Raw genomic sequence first — 18,245 nt, 5'->3', positions numbered from 1 at the left:
CGCTCCTTATTTATTAAAAAATACTTCTTTACAAACCTTAAAGAAATTTGTCTTATTGCCATAATTTAATGTTCCCCAGCGATAAATACGGATAGAAATATAAGCAAACAGACAGATAAAGACAATAATAAATGCTGTTGAGCCCAGAATCTCAAATAATGAAACACTTGTAAGTGCATATCGAATAGGCATGACCATAACTGAGAAAAATGGGATCCATGAACCTATTACCAATATCGGACCACTCTGTCCTTGGAGAGCAAACGTTGAAATAATATATGCTGCAACAAACAAGAAAGTAACCGGCATTATCGCACTTGCAAGATCTTCCAGTTTTGACACAACAGAACCTAAGGCAGAGAATATAAACATATACAAGAATAATCCTAATATAAAATATAGAATATACATTCCCAACAATGAGAAATTCATCATCATTTTTAATGCACTTAATAATCCTGCAGGATACATTGATGAGAAAATCATAAAGGAAGCTGCAAATGATGCAATAATAATAGCAAACTGTGCTACTGACGATAAAGTAATAGCTAATACTTTACCAACAATAAGTTCTTTCGGATCAGCTGTTGTAATCAGTAATTCCATTGTGCGATTATCTTTTTCTCTAGCAACAGCAGTTGCTACAGTCTGACCATAGAAAATAATAACAGTATACATGAGTATCATAAATATATAAGCCATTAAATACTGTGTAGCAGTATCTCTCCCAAGAATCTTAAAATCAGATTGAATCTGTACAGATTGAAGTTCCTGATAATCTTTGCGATTTATTTTCTTTTCCTGAAGCTTAGCCTCAATAACCAGCTGCTTTAAAATAGACTCAAGAGCTTCTGATTTACCATTATCTCGAAGACCTTTATCATTATAAACCGTTGTATAAGAATTAATACTATGAATAACATATCCAACAGGTTCTTTACCTTTCTTAACTGCTTTATTTAAATCTTCTACATTTGCATAAAGGTGTTTCTTTGCAACAGGAAGCTGCTTCTGTAATGCCTCATTATCAAAAACAAAGCCGCCTTCTACTGAATCACTAATTGTCTGAGTCTTTTCTTCAATTTTATTACTTTCTGCTATCTTATTAACTACAACAGGTATTAAAGGCAAGGCAAAAGCTATCAATGACAAAATAACAGTTGTCACAATAACAGCCTTCTTTTTAAACTGCTGAACAAACTCAAACCTAAAAATAGTTCCTATGTTTTTCATTATTCTCCACCTGCCTTGCTTACAAATATATCCTGAAGACTTGGTCTATACTGTCCAATAGAAATAATAGAATCTAATTTATCTACCAGTATTGTCATCATTTGTTGATAAGTATATTTTGGATGCTTTTCAATAATATAGCGCTGAGCCCGTTTAGAATAAACAGCATCAATTGTCTTAAGAAAAGATTCTGTTGAAGCATCATCATTTGTTTCTAATGCAATCTTATGGCCGCCTTCTTCTTTCTTAATAGCTTCAAGATCACCGCTGACAATAATCTCTCCTTTATTAATAAGTATAATCTGATCACACATTTCCTCTACATAGGCCATCTGATGAGATGAAAATATAACCAGTTTTTCCTTATCTACCATACTGCGAATAGTATCTTTAAACACCTGTGCATTTACAGGATCAAGTCCTGAGAATGGCTCATCAAGAATAATAATATCCGGATCATTCAAGAAAGCCTGAGCAATCTGAATCTTTTGCTGATTTCCTTTCGATAATGTTTCCAGTTTTTTATTTTTATATTCATCTAAGTTAAAATATGAAATCCAATACAAAGCTTCCTGTTCAGCTTCTTTTTTATCGGCACCTTTTAGTATAGAAAAATACATAAGCTGATCCTTAACAGTGATTTTTCCATACATGCCTCTTTCTTCAGGAAGATAACCAATGCGATGCTTTTTTAAATCAAGAAGTTTACCATCAAGTAAAAACTTCCCTGAATCTTGATTAAAAACATTCATCAAACAGCGAAAAGTTGTTGTTTTCCCTGCTCCATTCCTACCTAAAAAACCCATTGCTTTACCGCTTTCAACTTGAAAATTAATGGAATGGAGTATTTCTTTTTTATTAAACGCTTTAACAATTCCTCTTGCTTCTAATATCATAGTTTTTCTCCTTTATGAAACTATTTTATCATATTTCAAAAAAATTTTAAAGTTTTATATTCAAATCATCTACATATAACTTGATAAAAAAGACTGCTAAGCAGTCTTACCCAGTTGTGCCTGTACAGCCGTTATTGCTACAACACCAACAATATCATCAGCATAACATCCTCTTGACAAATCATTAACCGGCATAGCTAAACCTTGTAAAACCGGTCCATAAGCATTTGCCTTAGCAAGTCTCTGAACAAGCTTATAGCCAATATTGCCCGCCTCTAGACTTGGAAAAATAAGTGTATTAGCGTGTCCTGCAACAGCAGAATCAGGAGCCTTTAATTGAGCAACTGTCAAATCTAAAGCAGCATCAAGTTGCATTTCTCCATCCAATTCAATATCAGGATACTTTTCATGAGCAATCCTTACCGCTTCAGATACTTTATCCACATCACTATGCTTTGCACTTCCTTTTGTAGAATAAGAAAGTAATGCCGCCTTAGCTTTATGACCAACAAATAATTCAAATGACTGTGCTGATAAAGCAGCAATTTCAGCTAATTTTTCAGAATCAAAATCAACATTTACTGCACAATCAGCAAAAACAAACAAACCATTATCCCCTAGGGTACAGTTAGGAACTTCCATTAAAAAGAAACCTGAAACACTCTTAACACCCGGTTTTGTCTTTAAAAGCTGTAAAGCCGGTCTGATAGTATTCCCTGTAGAATGACATGCTCCTGATACTACTCCATCAGCATCACCGCATTTACACATGAGACAGGCATAATACATATAATCCTGTTCCATCTGTTTTTTTGCATCTTCAGCAGTTAATCCTTTACTGGCGCGTAATTCTACAAATTTATCAATATACTTCTGCTTATTAGGATCAGTAAAAGGATCCACAATAACCGCCTGACTAATATCAAAACCTGTACTATTTTCTTCAATCTCTTCTTTTGCTCCAATAAGAATAATATCAGCAATTCCTTCTTTTAATACTTTTTCAGCAGCCTCAAATGTCCTTTTATCCATTGTTTCAGGCAAAACAATAGTCTTCTTATCACTCTTTGCTTTTTCTATTAATTTGTCAAGAATACCCATTATTCATTTATCTCCTTTTCTATACATAAAACTTAAAATATTCTATTTATTATTTTACGCTCATTTAGGCATTCTATCAACTCTAAAATAAAGCACTTACATATATCCAATAATATATTCTGTACTATATCATAAAAAAGAACTAATAATTAAAAAACCTTGATTAAATCAAGGTATTTTTAAGATGGTGCTCAAGATGGGATTTGAACCCACACGACATAAGTCACTAGTACCTGAAACTAGCGTGTCTACCATTCCACCACTTGAGCATATAAAGAATAATACTACAAAGAGAAATAATTTGTCAATACAAGATAAAATAGTTGAAAAAGAAAAGTTAATAAGATAAGATTTATGCATATTTATATAAGGGAAAACCGTTATACATTTTTAATAGGAGGGATTTTATGGCAGAAATAGAAATTAAAAATCTATCTAAACACTTTTATAGTACACAAGGAAAAGTAGAAGCACTTAAAAATGTTAATTTAGAAATAGAAAAAGGAGATATCTTTGGAATCATCGGTATGAGCGGTGCCGGCAAAAGTACTCTTGTCAGATGTCTAAACTTCTTAGAGAAACCCACTTATGGTGATGTCATTATTCAGGGAATTCATTTAAAAAACTTAACAGAGAAAGAATTAAGAGCAGAGCGAAAAAAAATTACAATGATTTTTCAGAACTTTAACTTACTCATGCAAAAAACTGTTATTGATAATGTATGCTTTCCATTAAGAATATCAGGTATCAGTAAAAATGATGCCTATAAGAAAGCTATTGATTACTTAAAGATCGTTGGTCTTGAAGATAAGGCAAAAAGCTATCCTGCTATGCTTTCAGGAGGACAGAAGCAAAGAGTTGCGATTGCTCGTGCTTTAGCATGTGATCCGGAAATACTGCTTTGTGATGAAGCTACAAGTGCCTTAGATCCTGCAACAACATCTTCTATCTTAGCTTTATTATCAAAGATTAATGAAGAAATGGGTATCACCATAGTTATTATTACTCATCAGATGTCCGTTATTCAGGATATCTGTAAAAATGTTGCAATCATGGAAGATGGAACTGTTCAGGAAACAGGAACTGTTGAAGAAATCTTTAAGAATCCCCAAAGTAAGGTGGGAAAAAGACTGATTTTATCCGATGATATAAGAACTACTGATGAATTAAAATCCAATGTTCAGTATCGTATTGTATTTAATGAACAGTCTTCATTTGAACCGGTTATCGCAAATTTAATCTTAAAATTTAAAAAACCCGTTAATATTCTCTATGCAAATACAAGAGATGTACATGGTTCAGCTATGGGAGATATGATTGTTGACTTTGGTGAAGGTGATCCATCTGAAATGATTGCTTTTCTTAAAGAAAGAGGTCTTTCAGTAAAGGAGGTTAATCAGTAATGAATTTTTATGAAATATTACAACTTATAATTCCTGAAACAGGAAATACGCTAATTATGGTTGCTGTCAGTACAATCTTAGGATATGCTTTCGGTCTTCCATTAGGCATTATTCTTACTTTAACTGATAAGAATGGTTTAAAGCCTAATAAAGCTGTTTATACTATACTGGATATTATTGTCAACATATTTAGATCCATACCATTTGTGATTTTACTAGTATGGATGATTCCTTTCACTAAAGCTCTTGTTTATACCAGTATCGGTGTTAAAGGCGCTATTGTGCCTTTAACGGTAAGTGCTATTCCATTTATAGCTCGTATGATTGAACAGTCTTTAAAAGAAGTAGATCCCGGCGTTATTGAAGCGGCTCAGGCAATGGGTGCTTCAACATGGCAGATTGTAATGAAAGTATTGCTTGTTGAATCAAGATCATCTCTTGTACTTGGAACAACCATTGTCTTTTCTTCAATCATCGGCTATGTAGCTATGGCAGGCATGGTTGGAGCCGGAGGCTTAGGTGATGTTGCGATTAGATATGGTTATTTAAGATATGTTAAAGAAGTTATGCTGGCAGCTATTATTGTGGTTATAATTATTGTACAAATATTCCAGCTTGCAGGAAATTATCTTGCTAAAAAAGTAGATAAACGACAATAAAAAGGAAGTAAAAGCTTCCTTTTTATTTATGATATGTTTCATGATTAATGATTTTAAAACTACGATAAATTTGTTCAACAAGCATAAGTCTAAAAAGTTGGTGAGGAAATGTCATCGGACTAACAGATACTTTTATTTGTGCTCTATGATATAGTTCTTCACTATGACCTAATGATCCGCCAATCACAAAAACAATTGTACTATAACCGTTAATCATTTGATTTTCTATCATTTCTGAGAATTGAACAGAATCATAGGTTTTGCTTTTAACATCCATGAGGATCATATAATCTTTATTATCTTTAATATATTTTAATATCTTTTCTCCTTCTTTATTCTTAATCATGATTTGCTGTGATAAAGAAGGATTATCAGGTATCTTTTCATCAGCTACTTCTATAATTTTAAGCTTACAATAAGCCGATAATCTCTTTTGATACTCCTCAATTCCTGCTTTTAAATATTTCTCTTTGATCTTGCCTACACATATTAGCTTAATTGTCATTTCTTCCACCTGTTAATATTTTAAACTGGTCTGCACATCTAATTTTCTTTTTATCAAAAGAATTATGAAGCTCATCAAAAACATCATAATAAGTATGTAAAGCTAATTCCTTTGTATTAGCTTCCTGTGATAAATGAGCTAAGATAATTTCTTTCGTATTCTCTCCCATAATCTCATTCATTAAGCGAGCACTATATTCATTATTGAGATGTCCTAAATCTCCTAATATCCTATTTTTCAAGAATAAAGGTCTCCTTGTATTCATCAGCATTTCTATATCATGATTTGCTTCAATCACATAATAATTCAAATCCTGAATATACTGTCTATTCTTCCTAGAAACATATCCTGTATCCGTCATATAAAGAAAAGATTCTTCTCCTCTTATCACAAATCCTACAGTATTTGTTGCATCATGAGATAATTTTAATACAAAAATATGAAAATGACCCATCTGATATTCCTGATAAGGTATAAGCTCATGTTCCTGATCTAATTCTTTAATATTGCCTTTTGCAGTATAAACAATATCTTTATCAAAGATACCAATATTCTTATTATGATCATTATGATCATGCGTTAATAAAACATAACTGATATCATCCTGACTATACCCTAATTCATCAAGTTTAAATAACAGCTGTTTTCTGGTAATACCACAATCTATTAATACACCTGTATTATTCTCATATATAAAGGCTGCATTACCTTTTGATCCGCTTGCTAAAATATGATATTTCATATATTTCTCCTAATATGTGCATTATATCATGAAATATTTTTGATGCAATTATATAAAAATAAGACTTTTTCTCTTATTTTGTGATAAAATAAAGAAAAGCAGGAGGTATAGACATGACTAAAATCATTACAATTGCTAGAGAGTATGGCTCTGGAGGAAGAATTATTGCCCAAAAAACAGCTGAAAAGTTAGATCTTGTTTACTATGATAATCAGATTATTGACTTAGCTGCTCAGGAATTAGGTTTTAATATTGATACTATCAGACGTGCTGCTCAGGAAAGAAGTTCAGGATTCTTATATTCTATGGTAGGTGGAAGCTTTCAAATGCCTTTAAATGATCAAGTCTTTGCGACTCAATCTAAAGTTATTAGACATCTTGCTTCTAATGAATCATGTATTATTGTTAATGGCTGTGCTGACTATATTCTTGAAGATTTTGATAATGTTTTAAAGGTATTTATTCATGCACCATTAGAATCTCGTATGAGAAGAGTATCTGAAGAGTATCATGAAGATGAAGGAGATGCTAAGAAAAAGATTATCTCTATGGATAAGAAGCGTTCTAACTATTATAACTACTATACTACTAATAAATGGGGACATCTAAAAAACTTTGATTTAACTATTAATAGCGATTTTGGATTAGATGAGACTGCTGATATTATTGCTGAAATGTATAGAAAACTATAAAAGAGGCATTGCCTCTTTTTTAATACTGACTCTTTTCTCCACAAACCTTAATAATATAAATACCTTTCTTATCTAATTATCTTTATATTTCTCTAAAACAGCTGTCTGAATAACTCTCTCTTGCAAATAATAGACAGTCTGATAACCAATTTTCTTTTCATTTAAATTGTAAAAAAAGGAGCCTAAGCTCCTTGAAGTCTTACTTAAGACCATATTTTTTATTGAACTTCTCTACTCTTCCATCTGCACTCGCAAATCTCTGTTTACCGGTATAAAATGGATGGCAGTTTGAACAAGTGTCTACACGAATCTCATCTAACACTGAACCTGTTTCAAATTCAGTACCGCAAGATGTGCAAACAACTTTTACCTTCTTGTAATTAGGATGAATTCCCTGTTTCATAGTTGTCTCTCCTTCCGCCTTGAAATATATGCTACTCCAAAGTAAGTTGCTCTAGTATAATAGCACTAATAATTTAATAATACAATAGTTTTTAAAATTATTTTATCAGTCTTCTACCATATAACGTGAAATCTGAGCACCTAAGGCAATCAGCTTACGATCAATACTATCATATCCTCTATCAATATGGTAAACATTACTTATCTCAGTAACACCCTCTGCCATTAATCCTGCTACAACTAAGGCCGCACCACATCTTAAGTCAGTGGCTTCTACACGTGCTCCATGTAATGGTGTCTTCCCATTAATATAACAACAAGCATCACCTAAAGTGATATCAGCACCCATTCTATTTAACTGTTCACAATGCTTAAAGCGTGCTGTATAAATAGTATCAGTGACTTTTGACTGTCCATAGGCCTGTGTTAATAAACTTGTAAGAGGCTGCTGTAAATCAGTTGCAAAGCCCGGATAAATCTGTGTTTTTACTCTTATTGGTTTAAAATTATCAAGTCCGCCAAATACTAAAATAGTATCACCGATAATTTCCATACCAACCCCCATCTCTCTTAATTTAGAAAGCAAGGCATCCAGATGCTGTGGTATCACATTTTGCACTAAAACCATTGTTCCGATAGCAGCAGCAATAATCAGAAATGTTCCCGCTTCGATACGATCAGGAATAATCTCATGATTAGCACCCCCCATATAATCAACACCTTCTATAGTAATAGTATCAGTCCCAACGCCTCTTATTTTAGCTCCCATTTTAGTTAAAAGATTAGCTACATCAATAATTTCCGGTTCTTTAGCAGCATTTTCAATAATTGTTCTTCCATTTGCTTTTACTGCTGCCAACATAATATTAATAGTAGCTCCAACACTCGCAAAATCCAAATAAATATGAGCACCCTCAAGATTATCCGCTTTTAAATGATATTCTCCTGTTTCATTATGATATTCAATAACAGCTCCTAATGCTTCAAATCCCTTTAAATGAAGATCAATAGGGCGTGGTCCAAGATAACATCCGCCAGGCATCTTAATTGTTACTTCCCCATATTTACCCAATAATGCTCCCATAAAATAATATGAAGCCCTTAATTTATCTACTGCTTCACTAGTTAAAGGATTATTTTTCATATGTGTAGGATCTACTCTTAAAGTATCACCCTCTAACTCCACTTCACAATTCAATTCTCTCAATAAAATTACTAAGGCTTCAACATCCGATATTTCCGGAACACCGCATATTTCCACCGGCTCCTGTGCTAAAACAACCGAAGGAATCAAAGCTACTGTTGCATTCTTAGCTCCACTGATTCTTACAGTTCCTTTTAATTTATGTCCACCCTCAATCGCAATTACTTCTTTTGCCATCTTATTTCTCCTAATATATCAAAACATTCATAGAATGTGACCCTCGTACTTATTCCAATTATAATAGATTCATAAAAAAAATCAAAATATATCCGCCTTTTTTTAAAACTAATATTTTACTTATCTATGAATTGTGCTATACTAACACCACATGGTCCGTTGGTGAAGTGGTCAACACACTTGGTTCTCATCCAAGCATTCAGGGGTTCGAACCCCCTACGGACTACCAAAAAAAAGAAAAAAGAAAGCCAAGCTTTCTTTTTAAAATGTCATTATATAAAAAATGGCTGGGGTAACTGGATTCGAACCAGTGAAATGGCAGATTCAGAGTCTGCTGCCTTACCGCTTGGCTATACCCCAACAACAATGTTTATTATACACAAAACAAAGGAGATGTAAAGAAGAAAATGAATAAAATCAGAACAAGATTTGCTCCTAGTCCTACAGGTTATATGCATATAGGGAATTTGCGTACTGCTTTATATTGTTATTTAATTGCTAAACATCAAAATGGAGATTTTCTTTTAAGAATTGAAGATACTGATCAAAACAGAGAAGTAGATGGTGCTGTTCAGATTATTTATGATGTATTAAATGAAACCGGATTACATTATGATGAAGGACCCGATAAACCGGGCGATACCGGTCCTTATGTACAATCAGAACGTTTACCTATTTATAAAGAATATGCTTTAAAGCTTATTGAACTTGGAGCAGCTCATTATTCTTTCTCTAAAAAAGAAACATCAGATACTCAGACATTTGAAATGAGAGATCCGGATCGTTATCTGAGTAAAGAAGAAATTCAAGCCAAATTAGATGCCGGAGAAGAATATGTTATTAGGCAGACTATCCCTGAATCAGGAACTGCTTCATTTGATGATCTGATTTATGGTCATATTGAAGTCCCTTGTGATACCTTAGATGATAATGTATTACTTAAAAGTGATGGCTATCCAACATATAACTTTGCGAATGTTGTTGATGATCATTTAATGGGTATTACAGATGTCGTCAGAGGAAATGAATATCTTTCTTCTACTCCTAAATATAATCTCTTATATAAAGCATTTAACTGGGATCCTCCCAGATATATTCATCTTCCTCCTGTTATGAAAGATGAACAGCATAAACTTTCTAAAAGAAATGGTGATGCTTCTTTTCAAGATCTTAAAGCAGAAGGATTTCTTTCTGAAGCGATTATTAATTATATAGCTTTATTAGGATGGGCTCCTATGGATGAAGAAATCTTATCTTTAGATGATTTAATCAAACAATTTGAAATAGATCGTATTTCTAAAGCACCTGCTATCTTTGATAAAACTAAACTTAAATGGATGAATGGTGTCTATCTTAGAAAGATGTCTTTAGATACATTCCATGATACTATAAAGCATCTTTATCCAAAAACCATTACTAGAGAAGCGGATCTAAAAGAAGTTTCATTAGTATTACAGCCTCGCTTAGAAAGAGTGAATAAAGAAGATATAAAAGAGTTTGTAGATTTTATCAATGAATGTCTTCCTTTTGATGCCAATATCTATACTCATAAAAAGATGAAAACAAATCCATATAATTCATTAGAAGCCTTAAAATTATCATTACCTGCAATGGAAGCATGGGAAGATTATAGTGATGATGAAGGCATGATGAATATGCAAATAAATCTTGCTAAAGAACAGGAATTAAAGAATGGACGTATTATGTGGCCTATTCGTGTTGCTTTATCTAATAAAGCCTTTACTCCGGGAGGATCAGTAGAAATCGCTCATATCCTAGGTAAAGAAGAAACAATTAAAAGATTAAAACAGGCTATCAGTGATTTAGAGGATTATGTAAAAGAAAATCCGGAAAACTAAAAAGGATCAATGACCATTAATGTCATTGACCTTTTTATTTATTCCCCTAGCAAATGAACAATCTGATAATTATGCTTTACATAAGGTAAGAATACTTCAATAATATCTTCTATTCTTATCTTTAAAGTACTGGTATTATCACAAGGATGTACGCCTATATAATCTTTTTTTAGGATATCTTCATCAATTAATAATTGAACATGATTCTCTTGATCATTCATTAATCCTAATACACTTAAACTGCCCGGCAATATATCTAAGTATTCAAGCATATGCTCATTATCAGAAAATGATAAGCGAGAGGAATAAATCTGATGGGATAATTCTTTTGTTTTAAACTTCTTATCACCCGGCATCATCAATAAATAAAAAGATGTCTGCTGACGATTACACAATAAAAGATTCTTACAGATAGAGACAGCTAATAGATCTTCTATCTTTTTTAATCCTTCCATAGTATCTATAGACTCATGATCACATAAACGATAACTTATATTCAAATTATTCAATAATTTATATGTACGCTCTTTTCTATTCATAAGTTCTCCCTTACTTACTATATAAGAAACTCATCAAATGATGAGTTTTCTTATATTTCAAACAATGGTGTAGAAAGATATCTATCTCCTGTATCCGGTAAAATAACAACAATCATCTTACCTTCATTTTCTTCTCTTGATGCCACTTCAATAGCTGCTTTAACCGCTGCACCTGATGAAATACCAACAAGTACTCCCTCATGCTGTCCGATCTCTCTTCCCAGCTGGAAAGCATCATCATTAGAAACAGTAATAATTTCATCATAAACATCTGTATTTAATACCTTAGGTACAAATCCTGCACCGATTCCCTGTATCTTATGCGGTCCTCCATGTCCCTGTGATAAAACAGGAGAGCCCTCCGGTTCTACTGCAATAACCTGAATACCCGGCTTCTTTTCTTTTAAATAACTACCTGTACCGGTAATAGTTCCTCCGGTCCCAATACCGGCTACCAGGAAATCAACCTGACCATCAGTATCTTCAAATATCTCCGGACCGGTACTCTCATAATGAGCAGCAGCATTTGACGGATTATCAAACTGTCCCGGAATAAAATGATTAGGATATTTTTCAGCCAATTCATTAGCTTTATGAATAGCACCGCTCATACCGGTAGCCCCATCTGATAAAACCAACTCTGCTCCATAAGCCTTCATAAGCTGTCTTCTTTCAATAGACATTGTTTCCGGCATTACAATAATTAAATGATATCCTCTTGCTGCAGCTACACTGGCAAGACCAATTCCTGTATTCCCTGATGTAGGTTCAATAATCACTGTATCACTATCAATTAATCCCTGAGCTTCTGCATCATCAAGCATCTTCTTTGCGATTCTATCTTTAACACTCCCTGCCGGATTAAAATATTCCAACTTTGCCAGCAACTTTGCCTTTAAATGATATTTCTTTTCTAAATGTGTTAATTCTAATAATGGTGTATGCCCAATTAACTGATCTGCACTTGTATAAATATTTGACATAGTATTTCTCCTTTATTACCCTAAAAACAAATAGGTTTATATGTTTATATATGTAATCATATACCTCTGTTATTTCTTATGCAAATAAAATGATAAAAATATTTATCCAATATAAACAGATGAATTTACTATTAAATAATATAATCATTCCCTATATGTCCGGCTTCCGTTAATTCATCTAATGTAATATTTTCTAAATAGTCTTTAACAACCTTATATAATCCTTCCCAGATAGGTAATGTTTGAGAATCATCAGATAAACAAGATACCGGAGCTAACGTTCCCTCACTAATTTCTAAGATACTTGCGATTGTATATGTTTCCGGTTTTCTCACTAAACGATATCCTCCCCCTTTCCCTCTTAGTCCTTCTACAAAATGATTCTTTGATAATGATTTAATGATTATTTCAAGATATTTTTCACTAATATTCTGTCTTTGCGCTATTTCTTTAAGAGGTATATATCTTTGCGGATCATGCTCTGCTAAGTCTATCATAACTCTAAGAGCATAACGTCCTTTAGATGATATCATCATACTAACATCTCCTTTTCTATAAACCTATTATATAATAGGGTAATTTAATGTACAATAAAAAGGAACCGGATTATCCGATTCCTTAAATTACTTATTAAGCTTTTCCAATTGAACCAAAGCAAGTTAAACGATCTTTTACACCGGCTCTAATAGCTTCAAATCCAGGATTTAATAATTTACGAGGATCATATCCTTTACCCTGCTGATCTTTGCCTTCTTCAATATACTTTCTAGTAGCTGCTGCAAATACTAGCTGCAATTCAGTATTAACATTAACCTTAGATACACCTAAATTAATAGCTTTCTTAACCTGTTCATCAGGAATACCGGAACCGCCATGTAATACTAATGGCAAATCTCCTACCTTTTCCTGAATAGCTGCTAATACATCAAACTGTAATCCGGCCCAATTTGCAGGATACTTACCATGGATATTTCCAATACCGCAAGCTAAGAAATCAACACCTAAAGCCGCTACCTGTGCACATTCATTTGGATCTGCACATTCACCAGTTGAAACAACACCATCTTCTTCACCGCCGATGCCGCCAACTTCTGCTTCTACTGAAACACCTTTAGCATGACATAATGCTACAATTTCCTTAGTCTTTTCTACGTTTTCTTCAATTCCATAATGAGACCCATCAAACATAATTGAAGAGAATCCGGCTTCTAATGCAGCCTTAGATCCTTCATAAGTTCCATGATCCAGATGCAAAGCAACCGGTACAGTAATATTTAATGAATCAACCATCGCACTAACCATCGCAACAACTGTCTTAAAGCCGGTCATATATTTAGCTGCACCCTCAGATACACCTAAAATTACCGGAGCCTTTAATTCTTCACATTCAAGTAAAATAGCTTTTGTCCATTCCAAATTATTGATGTTAAACTGTGCTACACCGTAATGACCGGCTTTAGCTTTCTTTAACATTTCTGTTGCTGATACTAATCCCATTTTAATCTCTCCTTTTTCTTTCTTTATGAGTTCATCATACACTTTTTTAGCCATGTTTTAAAGTATTACAGTAATATTTTTAGAAATTATCAGTCTTATTCCTCATTCGATAAAAAAAGTCTCCAATAAACAAGCCAATAATAGAAATACTCCCCATTATTAATATCATTCCCCATTCAGGTTCATTAAGATGCTTAGAAGAAATGTTATTGGCCATACTGAAAGTTCCATATTCTGCCAACATATACATAATACCGAAAAATAAACTTACCAACCATTTCTTATGCCCCCAATAATCATTCTTACCTATAATAACAGATAAGACAAATGATGTAACAGGAAAAATAATCCATAAATATAGCAAACAAAATCCCAAAACATCAGTATCACTTGTAAAAAACCAAAAGACAATCATTGAAAATACCCATATTATTAAATAAGATAAGATAATCATCAGTTTTGATTTTCTATCATTTCTTTTAACAGTATTCATACTCTTTTTTAAATGCTTATTATCCATTTGCTTTCTCCTTTCAGCCAATAATCAAAAAATACAGCAAACATTCATCCCGGTAATATCAGGATAAGAGTTCTCTATTTTTGAGTCAGATCCTTTTCTTTATCCTGTTGCCAATATCAAGTTCCATCATCCATACCATCTTTCTATTTCCATTAGAAGAGAATATATCGTATTCGTCTAACAAACTTCTTCTACATCCTACTAAAAAGCTTTTACAATATCTTCTTATCTTTAAATTTATCTTTAGAGAAATGATATAAACCTATTCCTATTGACTGAGATAAATTTAAAGAATCAATCAAATGAGAATGAGGAATAAATACAGACTGACCTATTTTTAAATAAGAATCATCCAATCCTTTACTCTCATTTCCAAAAATCAATGAATGTTTTTTATTTGTTTGAAGATCATGAATATTTTTTGCTCCTTTGAGCATAAAAGGGTAAAATTCATGATTAGGATATTTCCTATAATAATCATCAAAACTTTTAAATCTTTGAATATGTATTGAGAATAATGATCCCATGCTGGCTCTGATAACTTTTGGATTAAAATAATCACAGGCAGGTTCAATAATTGCCAGATTAAAATATTCAAAGCCGGTCATTGTCCGGATAATAGTCCCTAAATTCCCCATATCCATTGGATTAACTAAGACAACATGATTATCATCCATCAAAGCATCTTCATAAACATTAAATATACCTACTGCAAAACAATTATCTTTAGGGGATAGCTTAGCAATCGTCTGATTATGTACCGTTAAAGGGATATGATACAGATTACACAATTCCTTAATTTTAGGATATCCTCTATTTTCTGTAATAGTACTATCTACAACTACTCTTTTTACTATCTGAGGTTTTCTTTCCAATAGTTCTATTGTTGGAAAAACACCCAAAGTATAGGATTCCTGACTTCCTTTTTTATATAATTTCATACTGTCCTCTTAACTGATTCAATAATTCTTTACTATAACGGTGATCTTCATTAATACCCTCAAGCATATATACTAATGCTTCAGCCGAGGATCTATCACCTAAATAATAAGCATAGCTATAACATTGAATAGCCTTATCCTTATTAATAACCGTTCCGCTTCCATACTGATAACAATATCCCAATTTATAAAGACATTCTTTATGAAAGAATACCGATCCTTTCTTATAAAATGTATAAGCTTTAAAAAAATCATTATTCTTTCGATAATACTCTCCTAATAAATAATAAGCTCTAGGATCTTCACTATCACTTAGATATTCAACAGAATCATTCACATTTCCCTGATTCATTTCTATCTTTCCTAATGCATAAAGGCATTCATTCTCTGATAAAGAAGCACCCTTTCGATAAAAATCAATAGCCTGTTTTTTATTAACAGGTGTTCCTAAACCTAATTCATTCATCATACCTAAATAATAATAGCTTTCATCATCACCTAAATACTCTAATTTTAAAAACAGTTCATAAGCTCTTTCATAATCCTGAATAACACCTAAACCATCATAATAAGCAAAAGCAATCACTCTTAAATCTTTAATACTATCTCTCTCTAGAGCATACTGATAAGCTTCTTCTAAATTAATAATCTCTATATTCCAGTCTATATGATAAATAATATCATTCATCATAGCTACTATAAACAAAGCATCATTTTCATCCATAGAATGATAAGTATGTAAATAATCCACCTGATCTTTAATAGAAATATGTCTATTTAAAATAAGCTGATCTGCTGCTCCTGCTTTTAAAGCCTCTACCATTAAATAAGATTCTTCATAATAATCTAATGAATAAGAGTTAATCTTTTCCTCAAACTCTTCTATATTCCATAAGATTGTTAAATCTTCTTTATCAATTAAATCTAAACATAACTCTTTAATTTTAGTATTATATATTTTCATTAATCTCTTTAACTTCTTTATATTCTCTCTCACATGATTTTTTTAATGTTTCAATATGATGTCTATCGAAAGAAGCTCCCTTATCTATTAAATCTAATAACTGCTGATACTTTACAATACATAATTGTAATAATGATGCTTTAATTTTATAATCAGGTTCATCTAATGACTGCTGATGTATTTTATTCAATGATTTATATTGTTCTTTAAACTGAAGATTATAATCTATTTTATGCTTCTTAAATAATCTCATACGTATCACCCACAAGTATTATACCTGATTTCCATTAAAATGGAAATATGCTATAATGTATCAAAAAAAGAGGTATCTTATGAGTATAGCATGTCCTAAATGTCATTTAGAATTGAAAAAGACTGATAAAACATATCAATGTATGAATCATCATAGTTATGATATAGCAAAAAGAGGTTATATTAATCTCTTATTAAATCCTGATAAATCTACAAATCATCCGGGTGATTCTAAAGAATCATTGATATCCAGAAGAGCTTTTTTAAACAAAGGATACTATGATCCTATATTATTAGAATGTACTCGTTATATAAAACAGCATACCTCTCATCCATTAAATCTATTAGATCTCGGATGCGGAGAAGGATACTACAGCAAGAAAGCAAAAGAAATATTAGGAAATACACATCATTATTATGCTTTAGATATCTCTAAGACAGCTATTGATATGGCAACAAGATATGACAAAGACATTACCTGGATGGTTGCTAATAGTAAGAATATTCCGATTACCGATCATTCATTGGATGTTATTATGGCATTATTTACAGTTGTGAATAGTGATGAAATAAAAAGAACACTAAAAAAAGATGGCTATATGATACATGTTACAGCTAACAGAAACCATCTTCTTGAAATAAAACATCTTATTTATGATGAAATTATAAATAAATCTGATAAATTTATCAGACAGCCCTTTAACATATTAGAAAGCTATGATTTTATAAAGAAAATATCTATCGGTAATAAAGAAGATACTCTTAATCTCTTAAAGATGACACCTCATTACTATCATATCAAGAAAGATAAGCGTTATATCTTAGATACACTTAATAATCTTGATGTTACTATTGACATAAAAATCACTATCTATAAGCCCTAAGAGGATTTTTATATTTCCTTATACATTAATACATGTAAAACCCCTTCATCATCATGAGTTTGATCTGTCTTCCTATAACCCAAACTCTCATAAAAATGAGAAGCTCTTACCTGTGCCTCTAAATAAATCTTATCTGTTTGATGCTTTAATAAAGATTCTGCTTTATCCATTAAAAGACTTCCCAAGTGTTTTCCTCTCGCTTCTTTTTTAACTGCTACCCTGCCAATATACCATTTATCATTCTCTTTAAAATATCTTAGGGTTCCTAAAGGCAACTTATTTTCATAAACAACTAAAAAGAAACAGGCTTGATCAATATCATCAAACTCTTCATTAAATCCCTGCTCTTCTATAAATACCTGTTCTCTAATATTCTTAACATCCTGATGTAAATAATCATAGATCTTTATTTCCATAGCCAATCTCCTTTTTTACAGTATAGAATAATTGTTTATAAAAATAAACTAATAGACTATTAAATAGTTTCTTGATAAAAAATTAGCTTTTATATTGAAATCGGTTTCATACTATGATAATATTAAGATAAATATAAGTTGTTCATCATATAATATAATAGAAAAGAAAGGTGATTCAAAATGTACAATTAAATCCCACATTTTAACAATTCATCGATAAAAAAAGGAGTGATAAAGTATATGTTTAAAAAAATTGTTATAGTATTATTAAGTTTCTTATTTATAATCAGTGGCTCATTAAAACTTACTAATGCCAAAAAGCAAAATGACTACTTATATAAAGCCCTTTTAACTGCATTAAATAATAATAGTCAAA

Annotated in this window: 21 protein-coding genes and 3 tRNA genes; 6 read left to right on the top strand and 18 right to left on the bottom strand. The window is 31.9% G+C overall.

The features are described 5' to 3' along the window. Positions 1 to 6 precede the first annotated feature (6 nt). From HMPREF9943_RS05960 to HMPREF9943_RS05945, 4 genes are all read right to left on the bottom strand, one after another. On the bottom strand, positions 7 to 1,233 hold the full coding sequence (locus tag HMPREF9943_RS05960) for an ABC transporter permease (RefSeq protein WP_004803065.1): 1,227 nt from the start codon (positions 1,231 to 1,233) through the stop codon (positions 7 to 9). Beyond that, positions 1,233 to 2,129 carry an ABC transporter ATP-binding protein gene (locus tag HMPREF9943_RS05955; RefSeq protein WP_004803063.1) on the bottom strand — a complete coding sequence of 299 codons (897 nt, stop codon included), beginning with the start codon at positions 2,127 to 2,129 and terminating at the stop codon, positions 1,233 to 1,235. The genes HMPREF9943_RS05960 and HMPREF9943_RS05955 overlap by 1 nt, the downstream gene beginning before the upstream one ends. Positions 2,130 to 2,225: 96 nt before the next feature. Next, on the bottom strand, positions 2,226 to 3,230 hold the full coding sequence (gene pta / locus HMPREF9943_RS05950) for a phosphate acetyltransferase (RefSeq protein WP_004803060.1): 1,005 nt from the start codon (positions 3,228 to 3,230) through the stop codon (positions 2,226 to 2,228). 185 nt (positions 3,231 to 3,415) lie between these two features. After that, positions 3,416 to 3,499 (bottom strand) — tRNA-Leu (locus HMPREF9943_RS05945). 138 nt (positions 3,500 to 3,637) lie between these two features. On the opposite strand from HMPREF9943_RS05945, the gene HMPREF9943_RS05940 reads away from it, so the two are divergent. Next, entirely contained in the window at positions 3,638 to 4,633 is a 996-nt protein-coding gene (locus tag HMPREF9943_RS05940) for a methionine ABC transporter ATP-binding protein (protein WP_004803059.1), read from the top strand. Next, positions 4,633 to 5,292, top strand: coding sequence for a methionine ABC transporter permease (locus HMPREF9943_RS05935; protein WP_004803056.1), 660 nt, complete (start codon positions 4,633 to 4,635; stop codon positions 5,290 to 5,292). The genes HMPREF9943_RS05940 and HMPREF9943_RS05935 overlap by 1 nt, the downstream gene beginning before the upstream one ends. Positions 5,293 to 5,314: 22 nt before the next feature. On the opposite strand, the gene rlmH is transcribed toward HMPREF9943_RS05935, so the two are convergent. Further along, on the bottom strand, positions 5,315 to 5,797 hold the full coding sequence (rlmH, locus tag HMPREF9943_RS05930; protein WP_004803054.1) for a 23S rRNA (pseudouridine(1915)-N(3))-methyltransferase RlmH: 483 nt from the start codon (positions 5,795 to 5,797) through the stop codon (positions 5,315 to 5,317). Continuing rightward, positions 5,787 to 6,539 carry an MBL fold metallo-hydrolase gene (locus HMPREF9943_RS05925; RefSeq protein WP_004803053.1) on the bottom strand — a complete coding sequence of 251 codons (753 nt, stop codon included), beginning with the start codon at positions 6,537 to 6,539 and terminating at the stop codon, positions 5,787 to 5,789. Before HMPREF9943_RS05925 ends, rlmH begins: the two co-directional genes overlap by 11 nt. 113 nt (positions 6,540 to 6,652) lie before the next feature. On the opposite strand from HMPREF9943_RS05925, the gene HMPREF9943_RS05920 reads away from it, so the two are divergent. Next, entirely contained in the window at positions 6,653 to 7,231 is a 579-nt protein-coding gene (locus tag HMPREF9943_RS05920; protein WP_004803050.1) for a cytidylate kinase-like family protein, read from the top strand. A gap of 199 nt (positions 7,232 to 7,430) precedes the next feature. On the opposite strand, the gene rpmE is transcribed toward HMPREF9943_RS05920, so the two are convergent. Beyond that, positions 7,431 to 7,634 (bottom strand): 50S ribosomal protein L31, encoded by a 204-nt coding sequence (gene rpmE / locus HMPREF9943_RS05915; protein ID WP_004803048.1) that lies wholly within the window; start codon positions 7,632 to 7,634, stop codon positions 7,431 to 7,433. Between the two features lie 105 nt (positions 7,635 to 7,739). Next, positions 7,740 to 9,014: a UDP-N-acetylglucosamine 1-carboxyvinyltransferase gene (locus tag HMPREF9943_RS05910; RefSeq protein ID WP_004803046.1), complete on the bottom strand. Its 1,275-nt coding sequence runs from the start codon at positions 9,012 to 9,014 to the stop codon at positions 7,740 to 7,742. Between the two features lie 153 nt (positions 9,015 to 9,167). On the opposite strand from HMPREF9943_RS05910, the gene HMPREF9943_RS05905 reads away from it, so the two are divergent. Further along, positions 9,168 to 9,243: transfer RNA gene (locus tag HMPREF9943_RS05905), tRNA-Glu, on the top strand. Positions 9,244 to 9,298: 55 nt separating this feature from the next. Here HMPREF9943_RS05905 and HMPREF9943_RS05900 read toward each other — a convergent pair. Next, a tRNA-Gln gene (locus HMPREF9943_RS05900) sits at positions 9,299 to 9,374 on the bottom strand. 47 nt (positions 9,375 to 9,421) lie between these two features. Here HMPREF9943_RS05900 and gltX point away from each other — a divergent pair. Continuing rightward, positions 9,422 to 10,873: a glutamate--tRNA ligase gene (gene gltX / locus HMPREF9943_RS05895; protein WP_004803044.1), complete on the top strand. Its 1,452-nt coding sequence runs from the start codon at positions 9,422 to 9,424 to the stop codon at positions 10,871 to 10,873. A gap of 38 nt (positions 10,874 to 10,911) precedes the next feature. On the opposite strand, the gene HMPREF9943_RS05890 is transcribed toward gltX, so the two are convergent. The 8 genes from HMPREF9943_RS05890 to HMPREF9943_RS05855 all read right to left on the bottom strand — a co-directional run bounded on the left by HMPREF9943_RS05890 (position 10,912) and on the right by HMPREF9943_RS05855 (position 16,570). Then, on the bottom strand, positions 10,912 to 11,412 hold the full coding sequence (locus tag HMPREF9943_RS05890) for a prolyl-tRNA synthetase associated domain-containing protein (RefSeq protein WP_004803043.1): 501 nt from the start codon (positions 11,410 to 11,412) through the stop codon (positions 10,912 to 10,914). Between the two features lie 50 nt (positions 11,413 to 11,462). After that, on the bottom strand, positions 11,463 to 12,395 hold the full coding sequence (cysK, locus tag HMPREF9943_RS05885) for a cysteine synthase A (protein ID WP_004803040.1): 933 nt from the start codon (positions 12,393 to 12,395) through the stop codon (positions 11,463 to 11,465). A 131-nt stretch (positions 12,396 to 12,526) separates the two neighbouring features. Beyond that, positions 12,527 to 12,931, bottom strand: coding sequence for an RrF2 family transcriptional regulator (locus HMPREF9943_RS05880; RefSeq protein WP_004803038.1), 405 nt, complete (start codon positions 12,929 to 12,931; stop codon positions 12,527 to 12,529). A 94-nt stretch (positions 12,932 to 13,025) separates the two neighbouring features. Next, positions 13,026 to 13,892 (bottom strand): class II fructose-1,6-bisphosphate aldolase, encoded by an 867-nt coding sequence (gene fba / locus HMPREF9943_RS05875; protein WP_004803034.1) that lies wholly within the window; start codon positions 13,890 to 13,892, stop codon positions 13,026 to 13,028. Positions 13,893 to 13,971: 79 nt separating this feature from the next. Beyond that, positions 13,972 to 14,412 carry a hypothetical protein gene (locus tag HMPREF9943_RS05870; RefSeq protein WP_004803033.1) on the bottom strand — a complete coding sequence of 147 codons (441 nt, stop codon included), beginning with the start codon at positions 14,410 to 14,412 and terminating at the stop codon, positions 13,972 to 13,974. A gap of 212 nt (positions 14,413 to 14,624) precedes the next feature. Further along, positions 14,625 to 15,353 (bottom strand): TrmH family RNA methyltransferase, encoded by a 729-nt coding sequence (locus HMPREF9943_RS05865; protein ID WP_004803030.1) that lies wholly within the window; start codon positions 15,351 to 15,353, stop codon positions 14,625 to 14,627. Further along, on the bottom strand, positions 15,340 to 16,317 hold the full coding sequence (locus HMPREF9943_RS05860) for a tetratricopeptide repeat protein (RefSeq protein WP_004803027.1): 978 nt from the start codon (positions 16,315 to 16,317) through the stop codon (positions 15,340 to 15,342). The genes HMPREF9943_RS05865 and HMPREF9943_RS05860 overlap by 14 nt, the downstream gene beginning before the upstream one ends. Further along, positions 16,304 to 16,570 (bottom strand): hypothetical protein, encoded by a 267-nt coding sequence (locus HMPREF9943_RS05855; RefSeq protein WP_004803026.1) that lies wholly within the window; start codon positions 16,568 to 16,570, stop codon positions 16,304 to 16,306. Before HMPREF9943_RS05855 ends, HMPREF9943_RS05860 begins: the two co-directional genes overlap by 14 nt. Positions 16,571 to 16,649: 79 nt before the next feature. Between HMPREF9943_RS05855 and HMPREF9943_RS05850 the strand changes: the two genes are divergently transcribed. Further along, positions 16,650 to 17,453, top strand: a complete 804-nt coding sequence (locus HMPREF9943_RS05850) for a putative RNA methyltransferase (protein ID WP_004803024.1) — start codon at positions 16,650 to 16,652, stop codon at positions 17,451 to 17,453. A gap of 8 nt (positions 17,454 to 17,461) precedes the next feature. Here HMPREF9943_RS05850 and HMPREF9943_RS05845 read toward each other — a convergent pair whose 3' ends face one another. Continuing rightward, positions 17,462 to 17,869, bottom strand: a complete 408-nt coding sequence (locus HMPREF9943_RS05845) for a GNAT family N-acetyltransferase (RefSeq protein ID WP_004803022.1) — start codon at positions 17,867 to 17,869, stop codon at positions 17,462 to 17,464. Positions 17,870 to 18,245 lie beyond the last annotated feature (376 nt).

The sequence above is a fragment of the Eggerthia catenaformis OT 569 = DSM 20559 genome, assembly GCF_000340375.1.
In the GTDB taxonomy this organism is placed as follows: Bacteria; Bacillota_I; Bacilli_A; order Erysipelotrichales; family Coprobacillaceae; genus Eggerthia; species Eggerthia catenaformis.
Note: the sequence above shows the minus strand (reverse complement) of the source record. Positions and strands in the feature narration are given on the sequence as shown.